Source organism: Pseudomonas sp. IPO3778 (genome assembly GCF_013386825.1).
In the GTDB taxonomy this organism is placed as follows: domain Bacteria; phylum Pseudomonadota; class Gammaproteobacteria; order Pseudomonadales; family Pseudomonadaceae; genus Aquipseudomonas.
On record NZ_JACARC010000005.1, the window covers coordinates 93,350 to 119,878 of the forward strand.

Annotated in this window: 28 protein-coding genes; 12 read left to right on the forward strand and 16 right to left on the reverse strand. The window is 61.6% G+C overall.

Features of this window, described 5'->3' with window-relative positions:
• Positions 1–12: 12 nt before the first annotated feature.
• Both HX855_RS01245 and HX855_RS01250 read left to right on the forward strand, forming a co-directional pair.
• Positions 13–621 carry a short chain dehydrogenase gene (locus HX855_RS01245; protein ID WP_177089610.1) on the forward strand — a complete coding sequence of 203 codons (609 nt, stop codon included), beginning with the start codon at positions 13–15 and terminating at the stop codon, positions 619–621.
• Between the two features lie 114 nt (positions 622–735).
• Positions 736–1,155, forward strand: coding sequence for a PaaI family thioesterase (locus tag HX855_RS01250; protein WP_177089609.1), 420 nt, complete (start codon positions 736–738; stop codon positions 1,153–1,155).
• 178 nt (positions 1,156–1,333) lie between these two features.
• Here the strand turns inward: HX855_RS01250 and HX855_RS01255 are convergent, their stop codons facing one another.
• Genes HX855_RS01255 through HX855_RS01265 form a run of 3 tightly spaced genes read right to left on the reverse strand, consistent with a single transcriptional unit; the run spans position 1,334 to position 3,916 of the window.
• Complete coding sequence (locus HX855_RS01255) at positions 1,334–2,515, reverse strand: acetyl-CoA C-acetyltransferase (RefSeq protein WP_177089608.1); 1,182 nt, start codon at positions 2,513–2,515, stop codon at positions 1,334–1,336.
• Positions 2,516–2,526: 11 nt separating this feature from the next.
• The gene (locus tag HX855_RS01260; protein ID WP_177089607.1) at positions 2,527–3,186 is read right to left on the reverse strand and encodes a CoA transferase subunit B; all 660 of its coding nucleotides are present in this window, start codon (positions 3,184–3,186) and stop codon (positions 2,527–2,529) included.
• Between the two features lie 31 nt (positions 3,187–3,217).
• Positions 3,218–3,916, reverse strand: a complete 699-nt coding sequence (locus tag HX855_RS01265) for a CoA transferase subunit A (protein WP_177089606.1) — start codon at positions 3,914–3,916, stop codon at positions 3,218–3,220.
• Positions 3,917–4,049: 133 nt separating this feature from the next.
• Here HX855_RS01265 and HX855_RS01270 point away from each other — a divergent pair, with 133 nt between their 5' ends.
• A complete protein-coding gene (locus HX855_RS01270) occupies positions 4,050–4,958 on the forward strand; it encodes a LysR family transcriptional regulator (RefSeq protein WP_177089605.1) in 909 nt (302 codons plus the stop codon).
• Positions 4,959–5,021: 63 nt separating this feature from the next.
• On the opposite strand, the gene HX855_RS01275 is transcribed toward HX855_RS01270, so the two are convergent.
• The gene (locus HX855_RS01275) at positions 5,022–5,351 is read right to left on the reverse strand and encodes a hypothetical protein (RefSeq protein WP_177089604.1); all 330 of its coding nucleotides are present in this window, start codon (positions 5,349–5,351) and stop codon (positions 5,022–5,024) included.
• Positions 5,352–5,684: 333 nt separating this feature from the next.
• On the opposite strand from HX855_RS01275, the gene HX855_RS01280 reads away from it, so the two are divergent.
• Entirely contained in the window at positions 5,685–5,894 is a 210-nt protein-coding gene (locus tag HX855_RS01280) for a hypothetical protein (RefSeq protein ID WP_177089603.1), read from the forward strand.
• Between the two features lie 198 nt (positions 5,895–6,092).
• On the opposite strand, the gene HX855_RS01285 is transcribed toward HX855_RS01280, so the two are convergent.
• From HX855_RS01285 to HX855_RS01305, 5 genes are all read right to left on the reverse strand, one after another.
• Complete coding sequence (locus tag HX855_RS01285; RefSeq protein ID WP_177089602.1) at positions 6,093–6,941, reverse strand: NAD-dependent protein deacetylase; 849 nt, start codon at positions 6,939–6,941, stop codon at positions 6,093–6,095.
• A 14-nt stretch (positions 6,942–6,955) separates the two neighbouring features.
• Complete coding sequence (locus tag HX855_RS01290; protein WP_177042548.1) at positions 6,956–7,396, reverse strand: CBS domain-containing protein; 441 nt, start codon at positions 7,394–7,396, stop codon at positions 6,956–6,958.
• Between the two features lie 134 nt (positions 7,397–7,530).
• Positions 7,531–9,480 carry a DNA topoisomerase III gene (locus HX855_RS01295; protein WP_177089601.1) on the reverse strand — a complete coding sequence of 650 codons (1,950 nt, stop codon included), beginning with the start codon at positions 9,478–9,480 and terminating at the stop codon, positions 7,531–7,533.
• Positions 9,481–9,667: 187 nt separating this feature from the next.
• Positions 9,668–11,290 (reverse strand): MFS transporter, encoded by a 1,623-nt coding sequence (locus HX855_RS01300; RefSeq protein WP_177089600.1) that lies wholly within the window; start codon positions 11,288–11,290, stop codon positions 9,668–9,670.
• Between the two features lie 173 nt (positions 11,291–11,463).
• Complete coding sequence (locus HX855_RS01305) at positions 11,464–13,107, reverse strand: GMC family oxidoreductase (protein ID WP_177089599.1); 1,644 nt, start codon at positions 13,105–13,107, stop codon at positions 11,464–11,466.
• A 130-nt stretch (positions 13,108–13,237) separates the two neighbouring features.
• On the opposite strand from HX855_RS01305, the gene HX855_RS01310 reads away from it, so the two are divergent.
• Entirely contained in the window at positions 13,238–14,128 is an 891-nt protein-coding gene (locus HX855_RS01310) for a LysR family transcriptional regulator (protein WP_177089598.1), read from the forward strand.
• Between the two features lie 378 nt (positions 14,129–14,506).
• On the opposite strand, the gene HX855_RS01315 is transcribed toward HX855_RS01310, so the two are convergent.
• Genes HX855_RS01315 through HX855_RS01325 form a run of 3 tightly spaced genes read right to left on the reverse strand, consistent with a single transcriptional unit; the run spans position 14,507 to position 17,570 of the window.
• Positions 14,507–15,604 carry a DNA alkylation repair protein gene (locus HX855_RS01315; protein WP_177089597.1) on the reverse strand — a complete coding sequence of 366 codons (1,098 nt, stop codon included), beginning with the start codon at positions 15,602–15,604 and terminating at the stop codon, positions 14,507–14,509.
• A gap of 50 nt (positions 15,605–15,654) precedes the next feature.
• Positions 15,655–17,001 carry a glutamine synthetase family protein gene (locus tag HX855_RS01320; RefSeq protein ID WP_177089596.1) on the reverse strand — a complete coding sequence of 449 codons (1,347 nt, stop codon included), beginning with the start codon at positions 16,999–17,001 and terminating at the stop codon, positions 15,655–15,657.
• An 11-nt stretch (positions 17,002–17,012) separates the two neighbouring features.
• The gene (locus HX855_RS01325; protein WP_177089595.1) at positions 17,013–17,570 is read right to left on the reverse strand and encodes a helix-turn-helix domain-containing protein; all 558 of its coding nucleotides are present in this window, start codon (positions 17,568–17,570) and stop codon (positions 17,013–17,015) included.
• 57 nt (positions 17,571–17,627) lie between these two features.
• Between HX855_RS01325 and HX855_RS01330 the strand changes: the two genes are divergently transcribed.
• Entirely contained in the window at positions 17,628–18,020 is a 393-nt protein-coding gene (locus HX855_RS01330) for a DUF4440 domain-containing protein (RefSeq protein ID WP_256353089.1), read from the forward strand.
• A 12-nt stretch (positions 18,021–18,032) separates the two neighbouring features.
• Here the strand turns inward: HX855_RS01330 and HX855_RS01335 are convergent, their stop codons facing one another.
• Complete coding sequence (locus tag HX855_RS01335) at positions 18,033–18,383, reverse strand: LemA family protein (protein ID WP_177089594.1); 351 nt, start codon at positions 18,381–18,383, stop codon at positions 18,033–18,035.
• Between the two features lie 159 nt (positions 18,384–18,542).
• On the opposite strand from HX855_RS01335, the gene HX855_RS01340 reads away from it, so the two are divergent.
• Together HX855_RS01340 and HX855_RS01345 are read left to right on the forward strand one after the other, a co-directional pair.
• Positions 18,543–18,851, forward strand: coding sequence for an RcnB family protein (locus HX855_RS01340; RefSeq protein ID WP_177089593.1), 309 nt, complete (start codon positions 18,543–18,545; stop codon positions 18,849–18,851).
• A 153-nt stretch (positions 18,852–19,004) separates the two neighbouring features.
• Positions 19,005–20,189, forward strand: a complete 1,185-nt coding sequence (locus HX855_RS01345; protein WP_177089592.1) for an MFS transporter — start codon at positions 19,005–19,007, stop codon at positions 20,187–20,189.
• A gap of 99 nt (positions 20,190–20,288) precedes the next feature.
• On the opposite strand, the gene HX855_RS01350 is transcribed toward HX855_RS01345, so the two are convergent.
• The 3 genes from HX855_RS01350 to HX855_RS01360 all read right to left on the reverse strand — a co-directional run bounded on the left by HX855_RS01350 (position 20,289) and on the right by HX855_RS01360 (position 22,450).
• Positions 20,289–20,558 carry a DUF1652 domain-containing protein gene (locus tag HX855_RS01350; protein ID WP_010172236.1) on the reverse strand — a complete coding sequence of 90 codons (270 nt, stop codon included), beginning with the start codon at positions 20,556–20,558 and terminating at the stop codon, positions 20,289–20,291.
• Positions 20,559–20,569: 11 nt separating this feature from the next.
• Complete coding sequence (locus HX855_RS01355; protein ID WP_177089591.1) at positions 20,570–20,821, reverse strand: CsbD family protein; 252 nt, start codon at positions 20,819–20,821, stop codon at positions 20,570–20,572.
• A gap of 132 nt (positions 20,822–20,953) precedes the next feature.
• Entirely contained in the window at positions 20,954–22,450 is a 1,497-nt protein-coding gene (locus HX855_RS01360) for a PAS domain S-box protein (RefSeq protein WP_177089590.1), read from the reverse strand.
• A 304-nt stretch (positions 22,451–22,754) separates the two neighbouring features.
• Here HX855_RS01360 and HX855_RS01365 point away from each other — a divergent pair, with 304 nt between their 5' ends.
• The 4 genes from HX855_RS01365 (at position 22,755) to HX855_RS01380 (ending at position 26,529) form a co-directional block, all read left to right on the forward strand.
• Positions 22,755–23,723: a hypothetical protein gene (locus HX855_RS01365; protein ID WP_177089589.1), complete on the forward strand. Its 969-nt coding sequence runs from the start codon at positions 22,755–22,757 to the stop codon at positions 23,721–23,723.
• 162 nt (positions 23,724–23,885) lie between these two features.
• Positions 23,886–24,689 (forward strand): AraC family transcriptional regulator, encoded by an 804-nt coding sequence (locus HX855_RS01370; protein WP_177089588.1) that lies wholly within the window; start codon positions 23,886–23,888, stop codon positions 24,687–24,689.
• A 260-nt stretch (positions 24,690–24,949) separates the two neighbouring features.
• On the forward strand, positions 24,950–25,768 hold the full coding sequence (locus tag HX855_RS01375) for an ABC transporter ATP-binding protein (protein WP_177089587.1): 819 nt from the start codon (positions 24,950–24,952) through the stop codon (positions 25,766–25,768).
• Positions 25,765–26,529 (forward strand): ABC transporter permease, encoded by a 765-nt coding sequence (locus HX855_RS01380; protein WP_177089586.1) that lies wholly within the window; start codon positions 25,765–25,767, stop codon positions 26,527–26,529. Before HX855_RS01375 ends, HX855_RS01380 begins: the two co-directional genes overlap by 4 nt.

Consider the following 26,529-nt stretch of genomic DNA (forward strand, 5'->3'; position numbering starts at 1 on the left):
TCAAGGTGCATTATGAAAACGATCATTGTTATTGGCGCGCAAGGCAAGATGGGCAAGGCTGCGCTGACGGGTTTGGGTAAACATCGGGTGATTACCGCCAGTCGCTCCGGAGAGGGGTGTGACCACAAAGTGGATATCACGGACCCGCACTCCATTACCCAATTGTTTAAAACCGTGGGTGCATTCGATGCCGTCGTCAACACGGTGGGTTTCTGTGAATACGCGCCCTTTATGGAGATGACGGCAGAGCAGTGGGCGACCACTATTTCCAGCAAATTGGTGGGGCAGATCAACCTCGTCAAGATCGGTGCTGAGTTCATTGCCGACGGCGGCTCATTTACCCTGATTTCCGGCATTCTCAATGTCAAGCCGATTCCTTACGCGATCGCGGATGCCACCACCAGCGGGGCGATCGATACGTTTGTGAAGTGCGTGGCCAATGAATTGCCTCGTGGCATCCGGATCAACGTGGTCAACCCGACCGTGCTTGAAGAGGCATGGGACGTCTACGGCGAAATGATGCCGGGTTTCCAGCCGGTGCCAGGCAGCCTGGTGGGCAAGGCATTTGAACGGTCGGTCGACGGTTTCATCACCGGCCAGGTGCTGTTTGTAGATGCCTGATTAAGGTGAGTGGACGCGCGATGACTTATTACTCGGGATTTGCCTGGCTGATATTGATGGTCGCCGGGAAGTGGCTGGGCTACACCACACCTTTATCACAAGGAAGGTCCGGTCATGAGCAGCCACCCAGTCCCCGAAGGTTTTATCGCGCTGCCTCGCAGCAGCCCACTCCTGGATTTGCTGGGGCCGGTTTACTGCCGGGGCGAGGGGCTGCAACTGGAGATCGGCCTGCGCGCCGACAACCGCCACGCCAACGGGCGTGGCACCGTGCATGGTGGCGTGTTGGCCACCCTGGCGGATGTGGGCATGGGTTACGCCATGGCATTTTCCAGCGAGCCACCGTTGCCATTGATTACCGCGAGCATGACCCTGGATTACCTGGGTGCCGTGCAGGTGGGCGAATGGATCGAGGTGCGTCTGGAACATCACAAGCGCGGTCGGCAGATGGCGTTTGCCACGGTCAGCCTGCAGGTGGGAGAGAAGGTGGTGGTGCGGGCGAATGCGGTGTTCGCGGTGCCCCAGGTGCGGGACTGACCGATCGCAGTCCTGTGGCGAGGGGGCTTGTACGCCGTTGGGCCGCGCAGCGGCCCCTAAACCCCGCGATGAAGTGCTACCTGAACCACCGAGGTCAATGTAGTGGGGCTGCTACGCAGCTCAACGGGGGGCAAGCCCCCTCGCCACAGCCGGGCCTGATCCATGTTGCTCTTGAACATCAGCTGCGCTCAAGCGCCAGCGCTACACCCTGACCGCCACCGATGCACAGGGTGGCCAGGCCTTTTTTGGCATCACGCTTGATCATTTCATGCAGCAGGGTCACCAGCACGCGGCAGCCTGATGCGCCAATCGGGTGGCCGATGGCAATCGCGCCGCCGTTGACGTTGACCTTCGCGGCATCCCATTCCAGCTCTTTGCCCACGGCCAGTGACTGCGCGGCGAAGGCTTCGTTGGCTTCGATCAGGTCCAGGTCGCCCAGGCTCCAGCCGGCTTTGTCCAGGCAGCGGCGGGTGGCCGATACCGGGCCGATGCCCATGATCGCCGGGTCCACGCCGGCGTTGGCGTAGCTGGCTATGCGCGCCAGTACCGGGAGGCCGAGGGCCTTGGCTTTATCCGCACTCATCAGCAGCACGGCCGCTGCACCGTCGTTGAGGCTGGACGCATTGCCAGCGGTGACGCTGCCGTCTTTTTTGAAGGCGGGTTTCAGCTTGGCCAGTGACTCGGCAGTGGTGCCGGCGCGGGGTTGTTCGTCCACCGCGAAGGCGATCGGGTCACCTTTGCGCTGGGGAATCAGGATCGGCGTGATCTCGTCGGCAAAACGCCCGGCTTCAATGGCCGCCGAGGCTTTTTGCTGGGAGGCGGCGGCGAAGGCGTCCTGGGCTTCGCGGCTGATGCCGTACTTGTCCACCAGGTTCTCCGCGGTGATGCCCATGTGGTAGTCGTTGAACGCATCCCACAGGCCGTCGGTGATCATGCTGTCGAGCATCTTGGCGTGGCCCATGCGCAGGCCGGTGCGAGCGGCCGGCAACACGTACGGCGCCAGGCTCATGTTCTCCATGCCGCCGGCGATGATCACCTCGGCGTCACCGCAACGGATCGCTTGCGCGCCGAGGTGCAGGGCCTTGAGGCCCGAGCCGCAGACCTTGTTCAGGGTCAGGGCCGGTACGGCGTGGGGCAGGCCGGCGAGGATCGACGCCTGGCGGGCCGGGTTCTGGCCGCTGCCTGCGGTGAGCACCTGGCCCAGGATCACTTCGTCCACCAGCGCGGGGTCGATGCCGGTTTGCTCCAGCAGGCGACGGATTACCGCAGCCCCCAACTCCGGGGCCGGGATGCTCGCCAGCGAACCTTGGAAGCTGCCCACGGCGGTGCGGGTGGCAGCAACAATCACGACGTCTTGCATGGAATCTGTCCTCACTGGAAGTGCATTTCTGGAACGTGGTCCGGGACGATCAGTTTACCGGCGGTCTTGCTGACGATCTCTTCAACACTGACGCCAGGTGCGCGTTCCTTGAGGACAAAAGCGCCATTTTCGATTTCCAGGTAGGCCAGGTCCGTCAGCACCCGCTTGATGCAGTTCGCGCCGGTCAGCGGCAGGCTGCAGTGGCTCAGCAGTTTGGATTCACCGTCCTTGGAGGCATGGGTCATGATCACGATGATGTTCTCGGCACCGGCCACCAGGTCCATGGCGCCGCCCATGCCCTTGACCAGTTTGCCGGGGATCATCCACGAGGCGATGTTGCCCTGCACGTCGACTTCGAAGGCGCCGAGCACGGTCAGGTCGACGTGGCCGCCGCGAATCATCGCGAAGGACTCGGCCGAGGAGAAGATCGATGCGCCAATGCGCGCGGTGACGGTCTGTTTGCCGGCGTTGATCATGTCGGCGTCGATGGTTTCTTCGGTCGGGAAGGGGCCCATGCCCAGCAAGCCGTTTTCCGATTGCAGCATCACTTCCATGCCTTCGGGGATGTAGTTGGCCACCAGGGTCGGGATGCCGATGCCGAGGTTGACGTAGAAACCGTCCTGCATTTCGCGGGCGACGCGTTGAGCCATTTGTTCGCGGGTAAGAGCCATTGGTTGTCTCCTTATTATTTGGGCTGGTGGGTTATTTGCGGAGGGTGCGCTGTTCGATGCGCTTCTCGAAGGTGCCGCAAATGATCCGGTCGACGTAGATCCCTGGGGTATGGATATGCGCCGGGTCCAGCTCGCCCGGTTCAACGATTTCTTCGACTTCGACCACGGTGATCCTGCCGGCGGTGGCGGCCAGCGGGTTGAAGTTCTGGGCGGTGTGGCGGTAGATCACGTTGCCGAAGTGGTCGGCTTTCCAGCCTTTGACGATGGCGAAGTCGCCGGTGATGGATTCTTCCATCAGGTACGGGCGGCCGTTGAATTCGCGGGTTTCCTTGCCTTCGGCCACTGGGGTGCCGACGCCGGTGGCGGTGAAGAAGGCCGGAATGCCGGCACCGCCTGCCCGCAGTTTTTCGGCGAGGGTGCCTTGGGGTGTCAGGACCACTTCGATTTCGCCGCTGAGCAGTTGCTTCTCGAACAGCGCGTTTTCACCGACGTAGGACGCGAAGACTTTACTGATCTGCTTGCCTTCCAGCAGCAGGCCCAGGCCGAAGCCATCGACGCCGCAGTTGTTGGAGACTACGGTCAGGTTGCGGGTGCCTTTGCGCTTGATTTCGGCGATGAGGTTTTCCGGGATGCCGCACAAGCCAAAACCACCGGCCAGAACCGTCATGCCATCTTCCAGGCCTGCCAGCGCATCTTCGTAGGACGCTACGCGTTTATCAAAACCTGCCATATGCACCTCTTTTATTGTTTGTGGGTCAGCCCTATGAACCGAGTGTTGCGCCGACGGATTGATTTGTTAAGTTGTTTTTTAAGGTTGATTGATTTAAAAAACAGCACAGTCGCCAGCCGTTGGGAGAAGCTTCATGACAGTTAAACAGATGCGCGCCTTTCTTGCCGTGGCCCAGACCCTCAGTTTTGCGGCGGCGTGTGAGCGCCTGCATCTTTCCCAATCGGCGCTGAGCCTGACCATCAAAGGCCTGGAGGAAGGCCTGGGCGGGCGCTTGTTCAGCCGCAATACGCGCAATGTTGCGTTGACCCCCGAAGGCGAATCCCTGCTGCCCCTGGCCCGGCGCCTGATTGCCGATTGGGATAACGCCGAGGATGAATTGCGCCAGCGTTTCACCTTGCAGCGCGGGCGGGTCACGGTGGCGGCCATGCCGTCGTTCGCCGGCAATTTGCTGCCGCCGATCCTGAAGATTTTCCGGGCGCGCTATCCCCAGGTGAATGTCACGGTGAATGACGTGATCAATGAGCAGGTGCTGGAGATGGTCCGGGATCGGCAGGTGGAGTTGGGGGTGGCGTTTGAGCCGTCGGAAAGCTCATCGCTGGTGTTCACGCCGCTGTATGTGGACCGCTTTGTGGCGGTGGTGCCGGGTGACTCGCCGTTGGCGCGACGGTCTGATATCGACTGGCACACCCTGCTGGAACAGCCTTTCATCACCTTGCAACGCCCGTCGACAGTACGGGTGATGCTGGAAGAACACCTGAAGGCGCTGGACATGAAACTGCCCGTGGCGCTGGAGAGTCATCAACTGGCAACGGTGGGCAAGATGGTCGCCAGTGGCCTGGGCGTAAGCGCGGTGCCGGCGTTGTGCGCGCGGCAAATGCAGGAAGCGGGCGCCCACTGCATCACCTTGAGGGATCCGTTGATTGAACGGCCGATTGGCGTGTTGACCAAGCCGGGGCACGAACTTTCGGCAGCGGCCCAGGCCATGTTTGATATCTTTTGTGATGAAGCGGGGAAGGGGCGTTTTCCGGCCTTGTTGCAATAACCATCGGCAATAAAAAAGCCTGCTCGTTTAAGCGAGCAGGCTTAAGTGATAAGTGCGTCGTTATCAGCAGTATCTGTCGATTACTTTAATCTGCGAATGGCCTTTGAGGTTCTGCCACTCGGTATTCAGCGTATGAAAGACCTGCTCGATAAAGTTGCGATCGGCGGCGGCTTTCTTGCCGACATAACCCTGGCCGCGGCGGTACATCTTCAGGCGCGCTGCCAGTTCACGGTTATTCCTGTCGAACTCTTCTTCCAGGGTGTGGGGCGCCAGGCAGTCAATATGGACCTGGCCCGATTTACCAATCCAGAGGATATGGTCGTCGAGCGTGTCTTTCTGCGCTGCGAACATCTCAGCCAATTCATCGATCGTTGGTTGGTTGTTCAGATTCATGTGTAAGCCCCTTGACCAGTTGGCGATCTTTAGTTGATCCGTTAAAACTACTTAGTTGTCTCCGGCTCAGAAAACCGGGCGTCAGCGACTGTCTGCCGAATACGGGCAGGGTCTTGAACCTGATGCATGTAGTCTTGCTGATGACCTGCTACGCAATGGTTTCATAACGAAGACAAGCAGCGTTTGAGCTCCTTGTACCGATCCTTTCGGGCCGGTCAGCTTCATCAATCTGCCTTGTGGGCAGTGCACATCCGGAAAAAACAGCTCGGCGGTCAGACGAGCTTGTTCAAAACGCGTGTTACCAACGCTCCCGATCCGGGAGACGCTTGAATCATGCAATTACAAAATGGTTACGTCAACGGTTATGTAGTGATTTTTTTTGAGCACTACATAAATCCTTGCGGGGCAGGGCTGAAGCCGGAAACCGTGACTTGGGCGTCATTTTTTGTGCGGGTGGGTCGAAGGGTTTGGCGGTTTTTTGGTGGTGAGGGAGCTGCTGTTGTGAGTGGGCTTGTCTGTGATGAGTGGGCTTGTCTGTGGTGAGAGGGGCTTGTCTGTGGCGAGGGGGCTTGTCCCCCGTTGGGCTGCGCAGCGGCCCCAAGAAAAGCGGGAGCGCTGCGCACTCCAACGGGGGACAAGCCCCCTCGCCACAGACAAGCCCCCCCGCCACAGACAAGCCCCCCCCCGCCACAGACAAGCCTCCTCACCACAGGCAAGTCCTCTCACCAGAGGGTTGGCGTGTTAGCCCAGGCGTTCTACCAGAAGAGGCAACAAGCGCTCGCAGGACGCTTCAATCTTGAGCTGCAGCAACTCATCGCCCCGGGTCTTGCCCAGGTTGATGGCAATCACTGGCTTACCCTGCTCAACCATCGCCTTGCACAGGCGAAACGCCGAGTACGCCATCAGCGACGATCCCACCACCAACAATCCTTGCGCGTCATCCACGGCGGTCATTGCCCTGGCGGCGGTGCCCTGGGCGACGTTCTCGCCAAAAAACACCACATCCGGCTTCAACCGTTGCCCGCCGCAATGGGGGCAGCGGGGCACCTGGAAACGTTCTTCAAAGGCCGGGTCGAGCAAGGTGTCACCGTCCGGTGCCTGAACCGCGTCGACACCCGCGAGGTAGGGATTCTCAGCTTCCATGTGGCGCTGGATCAGGTCGCGCTCGCTGGTCTGCTGGCAATCCAGGCACAGCACCCGGTGCAGGCTGCCGTGGAGCTCGATCACTCCGTGGCTGCCCGCCTGGTCGTGCAGGGTGTCGACGTTCTGTGTGATCAGCCCGGTAATGCGCTGGCGCTGCTGCAAGGTGGCCAGGGCGAGATGCGCCGGGTTCGGCTGCGCGACACGCACCCTCGGCCAGCCGAGCATCGCCCGGGCCCAGTAGCGGCGGCGCGCCTCCGGGGTCGCGAGGAACTCCTGGTACATCATCGGCGCCTTGCCCCGGCGCACGCCTTCGCTGTCGCGGTAATCGGGAATGCCCGAGGAGGTGCTGATACCCGCACCGGTCAGCACCAGAAAGCGCCGTTCGGCCATGGCCCGGTGCAGGCTGTCGAGGTGGTCATCGACCTGATGTGGCTGGGTATCGAGCATGGGTTCCCCAATGATTATTCGCCGCGAATGTACTGCTCCAGCTGTTTGATCAGGTCGGCCTGTTCGGCAATCGCTTCCTTGACCAGGTCACCGATGGACAGCAGGCCCAGAAGCTCGCCGTTCTCTACCACCGGCAGGTGCCGCAGATGCCGGTCGGTCATGATATTCATGCAGGTCTCGACGGTTTGGTGAGTGTCGACGGTGATCACCGGTGAGTTCATGATCTCGTGGGCTTTGGTCGCCACCGAAGACAATCCATGGAGGATAACCTTACGGGCGTAATCTCGTTCACTGATGATGCCCACCACCTTCCCGTCCTGGAGCACGGGCAAGGCCCCGACGTTTTTCGACGCCATCACGATAAGTGCCTCGAACACCGTATGGTCGTGGGGGATGGTGTGGACTTGCTGGTTTTGCTGGTCTTTGGACTTTAACACTTGGGCAACGGTTTTCATGGAGGCCACTCCGGTGTTGTTATTGTTGGGAGGTTAGCAGTCCCTACAGAATCCTAGACGGCTCACGGCAGGGCAAGGTCCAAAGCGGCGTATATCGGGTCGAAAAACGTCATTGTCGCGACTTTTAGTGCCTCTCACCCCTTGTTTGCCGGTTTTGCCGCCCGTTTCGGGCTGGCGGCGGTCTTGCGCTTGGCCGGTTTGCGTTTGTTTTTCCAGGGCGTGGCACCCCGTCCCGGAGGGCTCGCCGGGCCGCTGATGGTCAGGCGCATGCCGGTGCAACGGGTCACCTGCTTGCTCATCCACGCCGCCTGTTTGGCAACGAACTCTTCCAGGCTCATCTCGCCGCTTTGCACCATGTCCAGCGCTTGTTCCCAGATAGCCGTGGTGCCGGGATCGGCGATTGCCCGTGGCACCGCATCGATCAAGCTGAAAGCAGCAGGGGTGGCCGACAGCGCCTTGCCGTTTTTCACCAGGTAACCGCGATCCAGCAGGCCCTGGATAATCCCGGCGCGGGTGGCTTCGGTGCCGATCCCGGTGGTGTCCTTGAGTTTTTGCTTGAGCAGCGGGTCTTCCACCAGCTTGGCGACGTTCTTCATCGCCTTGATCAGGTCGCCTTCCGTGAAGGGTTTGGGCGGCTGGGTCCACAGGTCCTTGAGGTTGACCTTGGCCACGGCGTAATCCTGGCCTTGAACCAATGTCGGCAAGGATTGCGGCGCAGGCGCTTCACGGCCCTTGGCCGGCGCCAGGGCTTCCGGCAGCGCGCGTTTCCAGCCGGGTTCGACGATGACCTTGCCGACCGCCCGCAAGGCCTCGCCGGCGCAGTCGAAGTCGGCCTGGGTACGGTCGTACTCGTGGTTGGGCAGGAACTGCGCGAGGTAGCGCGCACGAATCAGGGTGTACACGGCGCGGTGCTTGCCGGTCAGTTGCCCCACTTCCTTGCCGGCGCCGGTAGGGATGATGCCGTGGTGCGCGCTGACCTTGGCGTCGTTCCAGGCCCGGGAGCGGCGCTTCGGATCGATGTGCGGCATCAGTTCATTCACCGCCGGGTCGGCCCGGCCCAGCGCCGCGAGAATGTTCGGCGCATCGCTGTGCTGGCTGAGGGGCAGGTAGCCGCAGTCGCTGCGCGGGTAAGTGATGACCTTGTGGGTTTCGTACAGTGACTGGGCAACATCCAGGGTTTCCTGGGCGCCGAGGCCGAGTTTTTTCGAGCAGATTTCCTGCAGCGTGCCGAGGTCGAAGGGCAGGGGCGCCACGTCGCGCATGCGTTCGGTACGCAGCTTGACCAGCCGCGCGCTGGCGGCGTTGCCCATGGCATCGGCTGCATCCCGGGCCAGTTGCGGGTTGAGGCAACGGCCCTGATCGTCACAGGCATCGTCGGTCGCGCGCCACTGCGCGGTAAAGGTGATGTGGTCGTGGAGCAACTCCACATCAATGGCCCAGTAGGCGACGGGCACGAAGTCGGCAATGCTGCGGTCCCGGTCCACCACCAGGCGCAGGGTCGGGGTTTGCACCCGGCCCACCGGCAACACGCCCTGATAACCGGATTGCCGGCCCAGCAGGGTAAACAGGCGGCTCATGTTCATCCCGATCAGCCAGTCGGCGCGGGAACGGCCGAGGGCCGAGTGGTAGAGGCTGAAGGTTTCTGCGCCGGGCTTCAGCGAGGCCAGGGCCTTGCGGATCGATGCGTCGTCGAGTGCCGAGAGCCACAGCCGCTGGATAGGGCCGCGGTAACGGCAATGCTCCACCAGCTCCCGGGCGATCATCTCGCCCTCACGGTCGGCATCGGTGGCGATCACCAGTTCCTGGGCTTCCCCCAGCAGGCGCTTGACGGCCTTGAACTGGCTGGCGGTCTTGGGCTTGACCAGCATCTTCCACTTCTCGGGGATGATCGGCAGGTCAGCCAGCACCCAGCGCTTGTACTTGGCGTCGTAGCTGTCGGGCGGTGCGGTTTCCAACAGGTGGCCGATGCACCACGTCACGGTGACGCCTGAACCCAGCCAACAACCCTCGCCACGCCGGGTCGCGCCGAGCACGGCGGCGATATCCTTGGCCTGGGACGGTTTTTCACAGAGGAACAGCCGCATGGTCACCACATTCGCTACGCAATTGAATGGGGAGCAGGATGGGCAATAAATGAGAATTGGGCAACTTTTATCTGGATGGATATACAGCAATATGTGTGGCTGGCACTGAACCCCATATGGGAGCGAGCAAGCCCGCTCCCACACAAGCCCTGCCTACACTGACCTCCAGCGTGGGCAGGGTCGACGTTTAGTTCTTGTCGATATCCACGTTCTTGGTCTCTTTCAGGCAAATCAGCCCCACAATCAGGCTCACCCCGGTAATCACCACCGGGTACCACAGGCCGTAGAAGATATCCCCGGTGTACACCACCAGCGCAAACGACACCGTTGGCAGGAACCCGCCGAACCAGCCGTTACCGATGTGGTAAGGCAGCGACAGCGAGGTGTAGCGGATGCGCGTCGGGAACAGTTCCACCATCAGCGCCGCCAGCGGGCCGTAGCACATGGCGGCGATCAGGATCAGTGCGACGATCAGTACCACCACCATGGTTTTGTTGACCTGCGCCACGTCAGCCGACTGCGGATAGCCCGCCAGGGTCACCGCGCCTTTCAGGGCGGCTTCGTCGTAACCATCGATACGCACATCACCCACGCTCACCTGTACCGCACTGCCGGCCGGGGCCGCCGCACTTGCGTACGGCAGGCCCTGTTTCACCAGGAAGGTCTTGACCTTGTCGCACGGGCTGTCAAAACGCGCCTTGCCCACCGGGTCGAACTGGAAGGTGCAGGTGGCCGGGTCGGCCAGTACGGTGATTGGCGCCTGGCGGCTGGCGTTGTCCATCGCCGGGTTGGTGTAGTGCGCCAGGCCCTTGAAGATCGGGAAGTACAACGCGGTGGCCAGCAGCAGGCCGACCATCAACACCGGCTTGCGCCCCAGCTTGTCCGAGAGCCAGCCGAAGAAGATAAAGAACGGCGCGCCAATCACCACGCTGATGATCAGCAGCATGTTGGCCAATGCCGGGTCCATCTTCAAAAACTGCGTGAGGAAGAACAGCACATAAAACTGCGCGGCATAGAACGTCACCGCTTGCCCGGCATTGATGCTGAACAGCGCAATCAGCACGATCTTGAGGTTTTCCCATTTGCCGAAGGACTCGCGGATGGGCGACTTGCTGGCCTTGCCTTCCTCTTTCATTTTCAGGAACGCCGGCGACTCGTGCAGGCTCATGCGGATCCAGGTGGAAATCCCCAGCAGCACGATCGACAGCAGGAACGGCAGGCGCCAGCCCCACACTTCGAACTGGTCACCGGTGAAGTAACGGCAGGCCAGCACCACCAGCAACGACAGCAGCAGGCCGAGGGTCGCGGTGGATTGAATCCAGCTGGTATGGAAGCCGCGTTTGCCCGCCGGGGCGTGCTCGGCCACGTAAGTGGCTGCGCCGCCATACTCGCCGCCCAGCGCCAGGCCCTGGAGCATGCGCAACGCCACGAGGATGATCGGTGCGGCGATGCCGATGCTTGAATAGGTCGGCAGCAGGCCGACGCAGAAGGTCGCCAGGCCCATCAGGATGATGGTGGCGAGGAAGGTGTACTTGCGCCCGATCATGTCACCCAGCCGACCGAACACCAGTGCACCGAACGGACGCACCACAAAGCCGGCGGCGAAGGCCATCAGGGCGAAGATAAACGCCGTGGTGTCGTTGACCCCGGCAAAGAACTGCTTGCTGATCACCGCCGCGAGGGCGCCGTAGAGGAAGAAGTCATACCATTCGAACACCGTCCCGAGGGAGGAGGCGAAGATGACCTTCTGGGTGTCGTTGCTCGAGCGTGCGCCGAGCGCCGGGTCCAGGGGTTGAGCGTGTTCTGACATTTGGGTAGCCCTCACAGTGATTATTTATTGTTGTTCCACTGTCGGCGCCAGGTTCAGCGCCGCTATTCCACTGTAGGAGCGAGCGTGCTCGCGAAAACGTCAACGATGACGCGGCGGTATCAGGTAGTCCGCGGTGCCTGTGCGTTCTTCGCGAGCAAGCTCGCTCCTACAGGTCAAGCCGGTAGAGTCAGTTCTTTCTCCGGGGCAAGGCTCCTTGTGTTCGGCGAAAGGATAAGCTGCGCGGCTTTTTCCGCGATCATCAGCGTGGGGGAGCAGGTGTTGCCTGAAGTAATACGTGGCATGACCGACGCGTCAGCGATGCGCAGGCCGTGAACGCCGTGTACCCGCAGTTGGGCGTCGACCACCGCGTCCTTGTCGCTGCCCATGCGGCAGGTGCCCACCGGATGGAAGATGGTGGTGCCGATGCGGGCGGCGGCTTCCTGCAGCTGTTCGTCGGTTTGCAGGTCTGCGCCGGGCAGGTATTCCACCGGGTTGAACTGTTTCAGGGCCGGGGCCGAGACGATGCGCCGGGTCAGGCGAATGGCGTCGGCAGCGACGCGCAGGTCTTCCGGGTGGCTGAGGTAATTGGGGCGGATCAGCGGCGCGTCTGCCGGGTTGGCCGAACGGATGTCGATGCGGCCGCGGCTTTGCGGGCGCAGGTCACACACCGAGGCGGTGAACGCCGGGAATGCATGCAGGGGCTCGCCGAAGCGCTCCAGGGACAGCGGCTGCACGTGGTATTCAAGGTTGGCCGAGGTCTGTTCGGGCCCGGAACGGGCGAACGCGCCCAGTTGGCTGGGGGCCATGGACAGCGGGCCGCTGCGGTCGTACAGATAACGCAGGCCCATGCCCATCTTGCCCCACACGGTGCCGGCGATCTGGTTCAGGGTGCGGGCGTTTTCCAGTTTGTAGATCAGGCGCAGTTGCAGGTGATCCTGCAGGTTGCCGCCGACGCCGGGCAATTCGTGCAATACCTCGATGCCCAAGGGCTTGAGCACGCTGGAAGGGCCGATGCCGGAGCGTTGCAGAATGCCGGGGGAACCCACGGAACCGGCGCACAGGATGATTTCCTTGCGTGCCCGCCACGTGACGGCTTGGCCATGCTGGCGAGCAACCACCGACGTTGCGCGACCGTTCTCCAGCAACACGCGGTCAACTTCAACCTCGGTCATCACCGTCAGGTTGGGTCGCTGACGGACCGGCTTGAGAAACGCCTTGGCCGCATTCCAGCGCACCCCGGATTTCTGATTGACCTGGAAATAGCCGCAGCCTTCGTTATCGCCCTGGTTGAAGTCGCTGATGCTGTCGATACCGCTCTGCTGCGCCGCGTCGCGAAACGCATCGAGGATCGGCCAGTGCAGGCGCTGTTGCTCAACCCGCCATTCACCGCCGTCACTGTGAAAGGCCGAGGCGCCGGCAAAGTGGTTTTCGCTCTGCTTGAACAGGGGCAGCACGTCTTTCCAGGCCCAGCCGGGATTGTCTTCGGCCCAGCCGTCGTAATCCCGGGCCTGGCCGCGCATGTAGATCATGCCGTTGATTGACGAGCAACCGCCCAGCACCTTGCCTCGCGGGTAGCTCAGGGCACGGCCTTGCAGGCCTTCCTGGGCTTCGGTCTTGAAGCACCAGTCGGTGCGCGGGTTGCCGATGCAGAACAGGTAGCCGACGGGAATATGGATCCAGGGATAGTTATCGCGACCGCCGGCTTCAAGCAGCAGCACGCGATGGGCAGGGTTGGCGGACAGTCGATTGGCCAGCAAGCAGCCTGCGGGGCCGGCGCCTACTACCACGTAATCGTATTCAGCAGCTGCAATGGGCATCTGAGGCCTCGCTTGTTTTTCTTATTGGTTCCATCCTAGTTGTTAGTTTTCGTCTTAAAAATGTTAGTTTTTACCCAGCTGCTGTGCGTTTTTAGACAGCGATGCTTTTACGGTGGAAAGCGGAGGCGGCATGTTCGACTGGAATGACCTGCGGTTCTTTCTTGAGTTACAGCGTAGCGGACGCTTGCTCACGGCGGCGCAACGCCTGAAAACCACCCACGCCACCGTGGCCCGGCACATCGAGGCCATCGAGAAAAGCCTCGGCACCGCGCTGTTCGTGCAGCACGCCCAGGGTTACGAACTCACGCCGTCCGGCGAAGCCCTGCTCAAACACGCCGAAGCCATGGAGAACGTGGCACTGCTGGCGGAAGAAGAACTGACCCATTCCGCCGCGCCCCTGGGCAAGATCCGGCTGGGTGTGGCGGAGGGCCTGGGTGTGATGTTCCTCGCCAGTCGCATGGGCGGCTTGTTCGAACGCTACCCGGGCCTGGAAGTGGAACTGCTGGCGGTGCCACGGTTTGTCAGCATCCTCAACCGCGAAGCGGAAATCAGCATCCACCTGGAACGCCCCAGCGTCGACCAACTGGTGACCCGCAAACTCACCGACTACCGCCTGGCGCTCTACGCCAGCCGCAGCTACCTGGACCGCACGCCGCCGATTGAAAAACGCGAGGACTTGGCGGTCCACGCCTGGATCGATTACGTCGACGACTTGCTGTTCAGCCAGGAACTGAAATTCCTCAGCAGCTTTTGCCGCAACCCCAAGGTGGTGTTCCACAGCACCAGCGTGATCGCGCAGCACCAGGCGGCGCGCTCGGGATTGGGGATTGCCGTGTTGCCGTGCTTCATGGCCGCCAGCGACCCGGACCTGGTGCCGCTGCTGCCGGGGGAGAGCATCCAGCGCAGCTACTGGATCAGCTCCCGGCGCGAGCTGCACAAGTCGGTGCGGTTGCGGGTGTTGTGGGATTACGTGGTGGAGCTGTGCGCGCGGGAGCAAGGGGTTTTGTTGGGTGAGGCTTAACTGAATAAACGCAGCTCAAAATGTGGGAACGGGCTTGCTCGCGAAAGCGGTGTGTCAGTCAATGCATGTATAGCTGATCCACCGCCTTCGCGAGCAAGCCCGCTCCCACATTGGTTTTTGCGGTGTGGCTCAGATCAGCGCCCGCTCGCGGGGTCGGGTGGCCCGTCGGTGGAAAAGGTGAGACTCGACCTCGCCGAGCATCACGAGCGGGCCTGATAACCCGCTGAATAAACGCAGCTCAAAATGTGGGAGCGGGCTTGCTCGCGAAGGCGGTGTGTCAGTCAATGCATGTATAGCTGATCCACCGCTTTCGCGAGCAAGCCCGCTCCCACATAAGCCCGCTCGAACATGTGATCTGTGTGGTTGCGGTGAACGTCGTCAGCCCCGCAACTCAAATTCAGCACTGCCCAACCGCTCCCCATTCACCAACACATGCACCGTATGCTTGCCGGGGTAGTGCTTGCGGGTGGTCATGTCGCGGATATGCTGGCCACGGCTCACCGCGTGATGCTCTCCGGCGCCCAGGGTAAACGCCTTGAGCTTGAACACCTTGGGCGCGCTGTGACCGGCGCTTTTCACGTAGTCGATGGCGTAGTCCACCACCAGCTTTTGCGCCGTGTCGGTTATGGACTCCAAGCTGAAGGACAGGTTGATCCGCTCCCCCAGGTTAATCACCGCCGGCTCGACTTTCAGCTGATGCAGCTTCACCTCGGCCCTGGCCCCCGCACCCATGATCGTCAGTGCCCGGGTGTCGCCTTGCTTGATCAAACTGCGCAGCGCGTGACGGGCGATCCACGCCGTGTGGGGATTATCCAGGGACCAGCCTTCGATCAAACCCAGCACCCAATCGGGGTGGTCCTTGGTGATGTCGTTGAGGTGGTTGGCCACCGACTTGCGCACGTAGAGGCTGCTGTCGGCCTTGAGGTTGTCGAGGATTGAGGCGCACAGGTTCGGGTCGGCCTGCACTTCGGCCAGGCGAAACGACCAGGGCAGCCGTGGTCGCGAACCTTCGCTGGCGAGGCGGCGCACGTGTTCGTTGTCATCCAGCGACCACGTTTGCATCACCGCCAGGGTGCGCTTGAAATCACTCAGCAGAAAATGCCGCACGGCAAACTCGGCGGAGCCGAACGTGGTGAAGTACTTGAGCGCGGCCATGGAGCGCTTGAAGTCTTCGCCGCCGTAGCTGGCAACGTAGTGGGGCAGGAACAGGCTGACAAAGGCGCTGTTCAGGCGGGGCGCCAGGGCATACAGCAACTTGAGGGTCTGTGGGTAATCCAGCGGGATCACGGCGTGCAGGCTTTCGCTGACCCGGGCCATGCGCTGCATCACCGACAGGTCCGCCAGCCCGGCCTTGGCATGCTTGAGAAAACCCTTGGCGTCGAACGCCGGGTACACCGCGCTCATTTCGGTGGCGATGTGTTGCAGGCGTTCGGCGTTGAAGATTTCTTTCAGGGCCGGGGCACTTTGGTCGGTCATGGGCACGTTCGCGGGGAGCCAGAGATGCCCAAGAGGCTAACCATCGGCGCCTACAGATACCAGCGATATTCCCGCGCATGAATCTCCTGCTGGAATGCCAGATGGTCCTGACGTTTGTTTTCGCAATACACGTCGACAAACTCTGCACCCAGGCCTTCACGCAGTGCCGGCTGAGGCTGCATGGCGCGCACGGCTTCAAGCATTTCCAGGGGGAAGTCCGTGCCGCTGTTGCGGTCTTCGTTCAGCGGGGCGAAGGGCTCTTTGGCAGCGTCAAGGCCATGCTCAAGCCCCACCAGAATCGCCGCCAGCACCAGGTACGGGTTGGCATCGGCACTGGCCAGGCGATGTTCGATGCGCAGGTTGCGCGGGTCCGATTCGGGGATGCGTACACACGCGTCGCGGTCCTCAAACCCCCAGCACGCGCGGGTCGCCGCGTTCACCGTGCCACCCAGGCGGCGGAAGGCGTTGTGGTTGGGCGAGAAGATCGGCATGCAGTGGGGCAACAGCGCCAGGCAGCCGGCCACGGCGTGGCGCAACGGCTTCTGCTGGTGCGCCGCCAGCAGGTTATTGCCCGCCGCGTCGTACAGGCTGACGTGCACGTGCATGCCGCTGCCGGGGTGTTGCAGGTAAGGCTTGGCCATGAAGCTGGCGCGATAACCGTGCTTGAGGGCCACGCCCCGGGTGCTGCGGCAGAACAGGGCGGCCCAGTCGGCGGCGCGCAGGCCGTCTTCCAGGTGGCCGAAATTGATCTCGAACTGGCCGGGGCCCAACTCGGCGGTGATCACCGTGATGTCGATGCCTTGGGCCTTGGCGGTCTCGACCATGTCATCCAGCACCGGCGCGAAGCGCGACAGCCGTTCGATATGCAGGTTGGGCTGGTCGTCGGCGTCGTCACTCAGCGGGTCGCGGGCAAATTGCGGCAGGCCGTCGCTGAGCTTTTTGTCGAACAGGTAGAACTCCAGCTCAAACGCCACCACCGGGTGAATGCCTTTGCGGTGCAGGCGCTCCAGCACCTTGGCCAGCACTTCCCGGGGTTCGAATTCAATCGGCGCTTCGGTGCCGTCGGAGGTGATCAGCATCTGCCCCAGGGGCTGCGCTTCCCAGCTCACCGGCTTGAGGGTGCCGGGCACCAGGCGGCGGTTGGCGTCGGGGTCGCCGTCGTGAAAGCAGTAGTCGCCGATCTTGAACAGGCCGCCCTGGGCACCCAGCAATACCGCGTTCTGCGGCAGCTTCAGCGGGCTGCCGGCGGCGACCTTTTCCAGCATCTCCACCGGGTAGCGCTTGCCGTAGAAATGCCCGGGAATGTCCAGGGCAATCAGGTCGACGTAGCGCACATCGGGATGGTTCTGGCGAAAGGTCCGGACTTCGGCCAAAAGCGTGGAAGCATGGCTTTTCACGGGTGTTGCTCCTAGTTGTAGACCCACAGCACACGGGCTGGCAGGTCGGTCAGGTTGCCATAGCGGCAGTGGGCGAAACTGGCCAGGTGGAAGCTGTCGCCGGGGCGCAGGGTGACCGAGTCGGCCTCGCCTTCGACCCACAGCGTCAACTCGCCTTCCAGCACATAACCGGCCTGTTCGGCGCGGTCGCTCATGGTCTGTTCGCCACTGTTGGCACCGGGGGCCAATTGGCTGTCGAGCATCGAGAACGCGCCGTGCATGCTCGGCGACACCAGGATGTCGGTGATGCCGTTGGCGTAGTACACCGTGCGCCGCTCATTCGGGCGGGTGACCCAGTCCAGCGCCTTGGGTTTGGACAGGCTGTAGAAATAGGTGGTGGGCACACCGAGGGCGTGGCTGATGGCAGTCAAATCGGCCACGGTAGGGCGCGACAGGCCGCGTTCAACCTGGGACAGGAAACCCACGGAGCGCTCGATCTTTTGCGCGAGTTGCGCCAAGGTGAGCTTCTTGTGCTTGCGCAGGTCGTGGATCAGGATCGCCAGGGCGTCCAGTTCTTCTTGCTTGTCCATGGGGGGTTCGTGAAATTCTTATCAAGAAATTTCATGAAAAATTACAGGATTAATTTCATGGAGGCAATGGGTATGGAGTTGTCGGAGCATTTACGCAGCCTTGAACAAGAACTGCATCAATGCACCACCCGTGCGGATGCCGCGCGGTTGTCGGTGTTGCTGGCGGATGATTTCGTGGAATTTGGTGCCAGTGGCAATGTGTGGGCCAGCAAGGCCGAGGTGATCGAGGGGCTGCAGGATGAGGTGTTCTCAGCCCGTCGCATCAGTGACTTTGCGTTGAAGATGCTGGCCGAAGGCGTGGCGTTGGTGACCTATCGTTGCCAACGGGCGGCGACCGAGGCCAATGCGGCAGGGGAGTCGTTGCGCAGTTCGGTGTGGCGCGAGAGTGGCGGGCAGTGGCAGATGGTGTTTCATCAGGGCACGCCGACCTGTCAGCGTGCGCCTGTGTAGGCGTCGGCGGGTTCAGACCGTACGCTTGACCTCAAACCCCGACAGGCTCGCATCCTCACGATGCCCCAGCAGTTCAGCCACCACCGACGTCGGCGACTTGTGCTTGTAGGTGTTGTAGTTGTTGACCGAGTCGTGGAACAGCTGGCGGGTGAACGCGACGCGGCTTTCCAGGCTGGCGATTTCCGCATCGGGTGACGGGGCATTTTGAGCCGCCGCCAATTGTTGTTCGGCCTCCTTGAATTGGCCGAAGGCTTTTTTGCAACGATCAAGCAACGACACCAGTTCCTTGTAGGTGCCGAACACGTAAAGCGCGAGCAAGGTGACAACGGTCACGAAAATGATGATGACGTGGGTACCAGTCATTGGAGATCCTGAGCAGCGGAAAAAAGAACCAATCTTATCTGATTAATCGCCGGCCCGGTCGTTGGTGGCCCGTCCATCTGCCGCCTCAATCACTGCGCTGAATGATTCCACGCGCCTGCGGTCGGAATCTTTACGCGTCATTCATTGAAGGAAGTGCCCATGAAGTCCAAATCCCTTGTTGCCTGCCTGCTGGTCGCCGCGAGCCTGTCTGCCGCCAGCCTTACCGTCCAGGCCGCGGATACCACGCAGAACACGGTGCAGCCTTCAAATATCAATACCCGTGATCTCAAGGCGGGCGACCGCGCGCCGGACATCCTGATGCGCAAGGAGTCCGCCATTGCCGACTGGAAGAAACATGGCTTGAAACAGCCGGAAGACGACAGCCAGTGGGCCCGTGTGAACGACAAGTACGTGTTGCTCAAAACCACCAACGGCACGATTCTCGAGATCACTCCGGTTAAAAAGTAACCCGTCGGCGGGGTGAGCGGCTGCGCCCTCATCCCGCTGCATTTGTTTTTTGCATAAGTGCATAGACCCGCATTTTTCTTTCTTGTTTTGCGTTAAGGTTGGTCCGCTTGCGGGCCGCAATAGCCCCTTTACCTTGATCAGAATGAGAGCAGGATGCTTGCCACAATAAGAAATTACCCGCGGACCGTGAACCTGTTGTTGTCGGCCACGCTGATCCTCACCCTGGCCAAGGCCATCACGTTTCCCTACCTGGTTATCTACCTTACCAACCACTTTGCCCTGAGCATCAGCCAGGTCGGCCTGGTGATCGGCAGCTCGCTGATCGTCGGTTCCCTGCTCAGCGTGTACGGCGGCTTCCTGGTGGACCGCATCAACAGTTATCGGCTGTTGCTCAGCCTGAGCGTGGTGTTTGCCCTGGGGTTTGTCGGCACGGTGCTGGCCCGGGAAGTCTGGTCGTTCTACAGCTGCCTGATCCTGATCAACCTGGCGTATGCGGTGATCGACATCGCGATCAAATCCGGGTTTGCCAGCCTGTTGCCGGAGAATGAGCGCAGTGAGGCGTTCTCCATCAAGTACACCCTGACCAATATCGGTTACGCGGTGGGGCCGTTTTTTGGCGCGATGGTGGCCAAGCTCGATATCAGCTTGCCGTTTATCCTCTCGGCGCTCTTGGGCCTGGGGTTTTTCCTGCTGTATTGGCGTTGGGGTGACCGCACCTTGGCCACCGTCGACACCTCGCAAAAGCCGGTGTCGTTCCTGGCCGTGGGCCGCGTATTGCTGCGGGATCACCGGCTGGTGTGCTTCACCCTCGGCGGCTTGCTCAGTGCCGTGGTGTTCGGCCAGTTCACCGCGTACCTCTCGCAGTACCTGGTGACCACCACCACCGCCGAATACACCTACACCATCATCAGCGCGGTCCTCACCACCAATGCGGTGTTGGTGATCGCCCTGCAATACGCGATTGGCCGACGGATTTCCCACCGCTACCTGAGCCAGTGGCTGATCTTCGGCCTGGGCATGTTCATGCTGGGGGTGGTGGGCTTTGCCCTGGCGAGCAACGTGTGGTGGTGGGTCCTGGCGATGGCGATTTTCACCGTGGGGGAAATCGTGGTGTTCCCGGCCGAGTACATGTTTATCGACCGCATCGCCCCGGACCACCTGCGGGGCATGTACTACGGCGCGCAAAACCTCTCCAACCTTGGCGCTGCCTTGGGGCCGGTGCTGTGCGGGCTGGTGCTGGCCAGCCTGCCGGCCCACTACATGTTCTACATGTTGGCAGCGTTTATCGTCGGAGGAGGGGTGTTCTATTTTATCGGGGCGTCGTTGAAGGCCCGCTGAATACTGTAGGAGCGAGCTTGCTCGCGAAGGTCGTTAACGATAACGCGCCACGCCTTAGTGGACGTGGTGTCTGGGTATTTTTCGCGAGCAAGCTCGCTCCTACAGAGGACGCAGCGGCAGATCATCCAGAGTGACTTTGCCGACCGTGTTGCTCTGCAGTTCGTAGCGCAACTCGTCGACCATCTTTTCCACTTCCTGCGGGGTCTGCAGCTTGTTGACGCTGATCCCGGTGACCACCAGGTCTACCCGGCCACTTTCGGCGTCGAAGACCTTGAGGGTCAGCGAGGCGTCACGGCACAGGGTGAACTCGCAGGTCAGGGGCGACAGGGCCTCTTCGATGCAGTTGCGCAGTTGGGAGAGCGTAAACATTAGGGCGCTCCTCAGCGACGACGCAGCAACAGGCCCAGCAGCAGGCCGACACCGGCGACAATAGCCACGATAGCCAGGGGTTTTTGCTTGGCGAAATCGCCGACGGTGTCCAGCGCGTCACCGTAGGTTTGCTGCAATTGGCCAGCGGCCTGACGGGCCACACCTTCGGCCTGGAGCTGTTCGTCACCGGTAAGATCACCCAGAAAACCTTGAGCCTTGCCGGCCACTTTTTCGACGGCACCTTTGACTTGTTCGCTTTTCATGATGGATTCCTTAAAGGGCATGACATCTCAACAGCACAGGACCCAGAGCCCTGTGCCCACCCTTAAAGGTTAAGCAGTGCACCCCCGCGCAATAAGGCGAATTTGCACCGGTCGCACTAGTGCATTTGCACTTTATTTCGGTTTTTTAACCCGCAATTCACCCGCAAACAGCCCGCGTTCACGGGCCCAGACGATGGCTGCACTACGGCTGTGCACTCCCAGCTTGGAGTACACCGTGGCCACATGGTTACGCACGGTGTTGGGCGCCAGTTTCAGGCGCGAGGCGATCTCTTTGTCGGCCAGGCCTTCGCAAATCAGGCCCAGCACATCGCGCTCCCGGGCGGTGAGGTCGGTGAAGGAAATGTTCGGTAGGTTGGGGCTGTTGACGCTCTTGGCATTGGCCAGTTTTTCAATCAGCGTCTGGCTGAACCAGGAGGCGTCCTGCATCACTTCCTCGATGGCGGCCACCAGCTCCAGCTCGGAGCGCTTGCGTTCGGTGATGTTCATCAGCACCAGCAGGTAGCAGGGGATGTCCTGGATGCTGACGGTGTCGGCGGACAGCACACAGTCGATCACCTCGCTGCCTTTCTTGCGGATCTTCAGGTCGAGGCCGTCAAGGTTGCCGGCTTTTTCCAGGGTGGCGAACAGTTGCGTGCTGGCCTGGGGGCTGTCGATAAAGTCGATGTCTTCGATGGATTTTCCGATCAGTTCCTCACTGATGTAGCCGGTGATGTTCATGAAGGCTTCGTTGATGTCCACCACTTGCCGGTTGGCGGCGTTGCACACCAGAGTTGGTACGGGCGTCAGCCGGAACGACTTGGCAAAGCGTTCCTCACTCTGGCGCAGGGCGGTTTCGGCCTTGCGCCGGGGCTCAAGGTCCGTGAAGGAAAACAGCATGCAGTCTTCCTCGTTCATGTCCAGGGGCTGGCCGGCCACGATCACCAGTTTGCTGCCGCCTTCGGGCAGTTTCAGCTCGGCCTGCATCTGCGGGATGGTCGCGCCGTCACCCAGGCGCTGGATCGCCAGCTCGCGGTTTTCGGCTTGCTCCAACACGTCCAGTTCATACACCGAGCGGCCGATGACCTGGTCGCGGCTATAACCGGTCATCTCCAGGAAACCCTGGTTGACCTTGATATAGCGCAGGTCGCTCAAGCGGCAAATCACCGCCGGCGCCGGGTTGGCGTTGAAGGTTTTTTCGAAGCGTTGTTCGGCGCTGGCCCATTCGGTGGCGTCGCTGAGGATCAGCACCAACAGCTCCGGCTCACCGGAGGCATCGGTCAGCACCAGGCTGCGCAGGCGATGCACCCAGGTCTTTTCGTCGTCGCCGGTGGGCGTGACTTCCACCACCACGTCGCTGAATTCCTCACCGTCCGCCACCCGGCTCATCGGGTAGTTTTCCAGCACCAGCGGGTGGTTGTTGCGATAACGCAAGGCAAAGCGGGCGGCGTATTCCTGGGTATTGGCGCCCAGCTCTTCAACTTTCTCGACGCCGTGCATCAGCAGCGCGGCTTCGTTGGCCCACAGGATGGTCTGGTCGACCTCGGCAAGAATCACTCCATCGGACAAACCGGAGATGATCTGCTGCAGTTGGCGGCGGTTGGTTTCTTTGGCGAGGACGGCCTGGCTCATGGTTTCTCCAAGATTGAGGGCACCTGCGCCCCCTGTAGGCGCTGGCTTGCCAGCGAAAAGCTCAACAGCAACGCGACCCTCCAGGCTGTGCGCGTCATCGTTAACGACCATCGCTGGCAAGCCAGCTCCTACAGGGGAGCGGTTTCTGGCGCATAGGGAATACGACACCCGGGGCTCAGGATAGTGCAGAGAAAGTACCCGGCGCGGGGTGCGAATGCACCAGTGCGCCTAGTGCAATTGTGCCGAGACCGCAGGGGAGGGCCTCGCCAAACTGAGCGCCTACCCACTGTTCAAAGGATCGATCATGACCACTGTCTATGAAACCCACCGTTCGCTGTTTCGTGTCTCCTGGGGCTCGGTATTGGCCGGTAGTGCAATTGCCCTGGTGACCTACCTGGTATTGAGCGTACTGGGCACCGCGATTGGCGCCAGTGCCGTGAACCCGATGGCCGCCGGTAACCCGCTGAGCGGTTTTGGTACCGGTGCCGGGATCTGGCTGTTTGTCTCCACCTTGCTGGCAATCGGCGCCGGTGCCTTTGTGGCCGGGCGTACCGCGCCGGATCGCGGCGGCCTGCATGGCGTACTGAGCTGGACCATCACCACCTTGTTGACCACCTGGCTGCTGGCCGCGCTGGCCACCAGCGTGGTGGGGGCTGCGGGCAATGTCGTCGGCAAAGGCCTGTCGGCTGCCGGTAGCGGTATCGCCGCCGTGGCGCCGGGCATCAGCGACAGCGTCAAGCAGCAGTTGGATGAGCAAGGCATCAAGCTGGACTGGAACAGCCTGCAAGGCCAGTTCGACACGCTGCTCAAGCAGAGCGGCAAGCCTGAACTGGACCCGGCCAACGTTGAGCAAAAAGCCGACCAGGCAAGCGCCGACGGCAAGCAATCGGCCAACGATGCCGCGACCAACCCGACCCAGGCCGGTGATGAATTGAAGCAATGGTTCGAGCGGGTCAAGGCCTCCGGTGAACCTGCGTTGAACGCAGCTGACAAGCAGGCGCTGGTCAACATCGTTGCGGCCCGTACCGGCAAGAGCCAGGCAGAAGCCACCCAGATCGTCGATAACTATGCCCAGGCTTATCAGCAAGCCATGCAGAAGGTTGAAGAACTGAAGCAACAGGCTGAACAGAAAGCCCGCGAAGCCGGTGAAGTGGCCGCCAAGCAACTGTCCCATGCGGCGTGGGGCACCTTGTTGATGTTGCTGCTGGGTGCGGCGTTGAGCTTCGGCGTAGGTCGCCTGGCGATTTCCACCCGTCGCGTACCACTGGCCTAAACGACGCGGCCACTGTGGGAGCCGGGCTTGCCCGCGATGCAAACACCTCGGTCTTTCAGTTGACCGAGGTGATGCCATCGCAGGCAAGCCAGCTCCCACAGGGATGGCTGGCACCAAACATGCTAGTGTCAGCACTCCAACATCCACTGGCAGTGCCTGGCGATGCGCGACATCTACAGCGTCTTCAACTCCAACGGCGCCTATGAAACCGGGGCTCACGCCCACGACGAATTCATGCTGATGGTGCCCGAGCACGGCCTGTTGCGCTTCAAGGACGAGGACAGCGGGCGCGCCACCTCGGTGATCGACCGCCAGTTCGTGCTGGTGCCGCCGCAATGCAGCCATTCCTCCTCGTCACTCACCACCAGCCAGGGCCACGTGGCGTTCTACGTCGACCCCGACTACATGCACTACGCCCTGCGTGACCTGTCCGGCGATGCCAACCGGCTGCTGCGCGTGCCCACCCTGGGCATCTGGCAAACCTCCGCGCCGTTGCACCACCTGCTCCTGGCGAAAAAAGCCTTCAGCCAACCCGACCTGTACGTCGACCGCCGCCGGCAAGTCGCCCAGGCCGATCACTTGCTGCTGCTCGAATGCCTGGCGATTTCCCTCAGCCAACCCAGCCTGCAACGCTCCTCCACCGAGCGCCACGGCGCCATGCTGGTGCGTGACGTGAAGGCCTACGTGGAGGGCAACCTCGAACGTGCGCCGGGGCTGGATGAGATCGCCGAGACGTTCCACATGTCCCGCCGTCACTTGACCCGGCTGTTCGCGCTGCACACCGGCGAGACGGTGCTGGCGTACGTTCAGCGCCTGCGCCTGGAACGGGCCCAGACCCTGTTGCGGCACACGCGCATGTCGGTGCTGGAGATCGCCAATAACGTCGGCTATGAATCACCGTCCCACCTGGCGCACGTGTTTCGCCGGGTGCTGGGTGTGTCGCCGGATGAGTGGCGCCGCGGCTGAGCCCGTCACAACCCGGTCAACTGTGGGAGCTGGCTTGCCTGCGATAACATCAACTCGGTGCATCTGTCGAACCGAGTCGCCTGCATCGCAGGCAAGCCAGCTCCCACAGTTGATTTGGTTTCGTCAGTTGTAACCCCGGCTACTTGATGTCCCGATCCCGCGCATGATCCGGCCCGATCCCGTGCGCCACAAATTTGTCATCCGTTCATCCTCACCCCGTCAACCACAAACAAGTCCGGCCTACCGGACGAGGAGGGGCGGTGAGTGCAAAACCCTTTATCAGCTTCGCAGGGGTGCAGAAAAGCTTCAAAGTCGAGGGCCGCCAGTTTGTGGCCGTGCGCAATGTGACGCTCCAGGTGCAACGGGGCGAAATCATCACCCTGGTGGGCCCGTCGGGTTGCGGCAAGTCCACCTTGCTCAACATGACCGCCGGCCTGTTCGGCCCCACCGAGGGCCAGGTGCATTACGACGGCGCCGAGGTCAAGGGCGTGAACACCCGGGTCGGCTACATGACCCAGGCCGACCACTTGCTGCCGTGGCGCACCGTGGCCGGCAACATCGCCGTGCCGCTGCAAATCCGCCGCATGCCCAAGGCTCAAATCGACAATCGTGTCGAGGAACTGATGGCGCTGGTAGGCCTCACCGGTTTCGGCGAAAGCTACCCCAACCAGCTTTCCGGCGGCATGCGCAAACGCGCCGCCATGGCGCGCTTGATGGCCAGCGACCCGGAAACCCTGCTGATGGACGAACCCTTCGGCGCCCTCGATGCGCAAATGCGCCTGACCCTGCAAACCGAACTCCTGCGCCTGTGCCGCACGCTCAACAAGACCGTACTGTTCGTCACCCACGACGTCGATGAAGCCATCGCGTTGGCGGACCGTTGCGTGGTGTTCGCCGGTCGCCCGGGCACTATCGACCATGTGCTTGATATCCCGTTGACCGGCGAACGCAACCTTGTGCAATTGCGCTCCGATCCACGCTACGTGGAACTCTGCGCCGCCCTCTGGAAACGCCTGGCGCCCGACGTCGCCGGCGCTGCCGATCCCGCTTCATTGGCCCACTCGCTGGAGGTCGTATGATCCAGGTCTATCGCTTGCTGTTCCTGGTGTTCCTGCTGGTGTTCTGGGAAGGCGTGTCGCGCTGGTTCGGCGTGGAATTCTTCATCAGCCGGCCCTCGGCGGTGGCGCAAAGCCTGTGGAAAATCCTCATGAACGGGGTGTTTTTCTACCACGCCGGCATCACCACCCTGGAGGCCGTGCTGGGCTTCTTCTTCGGCTCCCTCGCCGGGTTGATCGCCGGTCTGGTGCTGGGCCGTGCCAAGTTGCTGGCCGACATCCTCGACCCGTTTCTGACCGCGTTCTACAGCTTGCCGAAAGTCGCGCTGGCACCGCTGTTCATCCTCTGGTTCGGCATCGGTTTGCCGATGAAAGTCATCCTGACGGCCGCCGTGGTGTTCTTCCTGGTGTTCCTCAACACCTACAGCGGCGTGCGCAACGTCTCCCGCGAGCAACTGACCATCCTGCGCCTGATGGGCGCCAAGGAACGCGACCTGCTGACCATGGTGGTGATCCCGTCGGCCTTCACCTGGGTGTTCACCGGCCTGCGTCTGTCGGTGCCCTATGCGCTGATCGGCGCGCTGGTGGGCGAGATCATCGCCGCCAACCGTGGCCTGGGCTACCTGCTCTCGGATGCGGCCTCGCAGTTCGACACCGCCGGCGTGTTTGCCGCGCTGGTGGGGATCATCGCCCTGGCGCTGATTCTGAACACCGCGGTGAAGCTGGCCGAGCGCAAGTTGATGCCGTGGAAAGCCAACGAAGCAGAACGTGAAATCGCGGTTTAA

Bases quoted from the DNA above. Each gene is read 5' to 3' on its own strand.
- HX855_RS01245 (WP_177089610.1), top strand. From the start codon at position 13: ATGAAAACGATCATTGTTATTGGCGCGCAAGGCAAGATGGGCAAGGCT.
- HX855_RS01250 (WP_177089609.1), top strand. From the start codon at position 736: ATGAGCAGCCACCCAGTCCCCGAAGGTTTTATCGCGCTGCCTCGCAGC.
- HX855_RS01255 (WP_177089608.1), bottom strand. From the start codon at position 2,515: ATGCAAGACGTCGTGATTGTTGCTGCCACCCGCACCGCCGTGGGCAGC.
- HX855_RS01260 (WP_177089607.1), bottom strand. From the start codon at position 3,186: ATGGCTCTTACCCGCGAACAAATGGCTCAACGCGTCGCCCGCGAAATG.
- HX855_RS01265 (WP_177089606.1), bottom strand. From the start codon at position 3,916: ATGGCAGGTTTTGATAAACGCGTAGCGTCCTACGAAGATGCGCTGGCA.
- HX855_RS01270 (WP_177089605.1), top strand. From the start codon at position 4,050: ATGACAGTTAAACAGATGCGCGCCTTTCTTGCCGTGGCCCAGACCCTC.
- HX855_RS01275 (WP_177089604.1), bottom strand. From the start codon at position 5,351: ATGAATCTGAACAACCAACCAACGATCGATGAATTGGCTGAGATGTTC.
- HX855_RS01280 (WP_177089603.1), top strand. From the start codon at position 5,685: ATGCAATTACAAAATGGTTACGTCAACGGTTATGTAGTGATTTTTTTT.
- HX855_RS01285 (WP_177089602.1), bottom strand. From the start codon at position 6,941: ATGCTCGATACCCAGCCACATCAGGTCGATGACCACCTCGACAGCCTG.
- HX855_RS01290 (WP_177042548.1), bottom strand. From the start codon at position 7,396: ATGAAAACCGTTGCCCAAGTGTTAAAGTCCAAAGACCAGCAAAACCAG.
- HX855_RS01295 (WP_177089601.1), bottom strand. From the start codon at position 9,480: ATGCGGCTGTTCCTCTGTGAAAAACCGTCCCAGGCCAAGGATATCGCC.
- HX855_RS01300 (WP_177089600.1), bottom strand. From the start codon at position 11,290: ATGTCAGAACACGCTCAACCCCTGGACCCGGCGCTCGGCGCACGCTCG.
- HX855_RS01305 (WP_177089599.1), bottom strand. From the start codon at position 13,107: ATGCCCATTGCAGCTGCTGAATACGATTACGTGGTAGTAGGCGCCGGC.
- HX855_RS01310 (WP_177089598.1), top strand. From the start codon at position 13,238: ATGTTCGACTGGAATGACCTGCGGTTCTTTCTTGAGTTACAGCGTAGC.
- HX855_RS01315 (WP_177089597.1), bottom strand. From the start codon at position 15,604: ATGACCGACCAAAGTGCCCCGGCCCTGAAAGAAATCTTCAACGCCGAA.
- HX855_RS01325 (WP_177089595.1), bottom strand. From the start codon at position 17,570: ATGGACAAGCAAGAAGAACTGGACGCCCTGGCGATCCTGATCCACGAC.
- HX855_RS01330 (WP_256353089.1), top strand. From the start codon at position 17,628: ATGGAGGCAATGGGTATGGAGTTGTCGGAGCATTTACGCAGCCTTGAA.
- HX855_RS01335 (WP_177089594.1), bottom strand. From the start codon at position 18,383: ATGACTGGTACCCACGTCATCATCATTTTCGTGACCGTTGTCACCTTG.
- HX855_RS01340 (WP_177089593.1), top strand. From the start codon at position 18,543: ATGAAGTCCAAATCCCTTGTTGCCTGCCTGCTGGTCGCCGCGAGCCTG.
- HX855_RS01345 (WP_177089592.1), top strand. From the start codon at position 19,005: ATGCTTGCCACAATAAGAAATTACCCGCGGACCGTGAACCTGTTGTTG.
- HX855_RS01350 (WP_010172236.1), bottom strand. From the start codon at position 20,558: ATGTTTACGCTCTCCCAACTGCGCAACTGCATCGAAGAGGCCCTGTCG.
- HX855_RS01355 (WP_177089591.1), bottom strand. From the start codon at position 20,821: ATGAAAAGCGAACAAGTCAAAGGTGCCGTCGAAAAAGTGGCCGGCAAG.
- HX855_RS01360 (WP_177089590.1), bottom strand. From the start codon at position 22,450: ATGAGCCAGGCCGTCCTCGCCAAAGAAACCAACCGCCGCCAACTGCAG.
- HX855_RS01365 (WP_177089589.1), top strand. From the start codon at position 22,755: ATGACCACTGTCTATGAAACCCACCGTTCGCTGTTTCGTGTCTCCTGG.
- HX855_RS01370 (WP_177089588.1), top strand. From the start codon at position 23,886: ATGCGCGACATCTACAGCGTCTTCAACTCCAACGGCGCCTATGAAACC.
- HX855_RS01380 (WP_177089586.1), top strand. From the start codon at position 25,765: ATGATCCAGGTCTATCGCTTGCTGTTCCTGGTGTTCCTGCTGGTGTTC.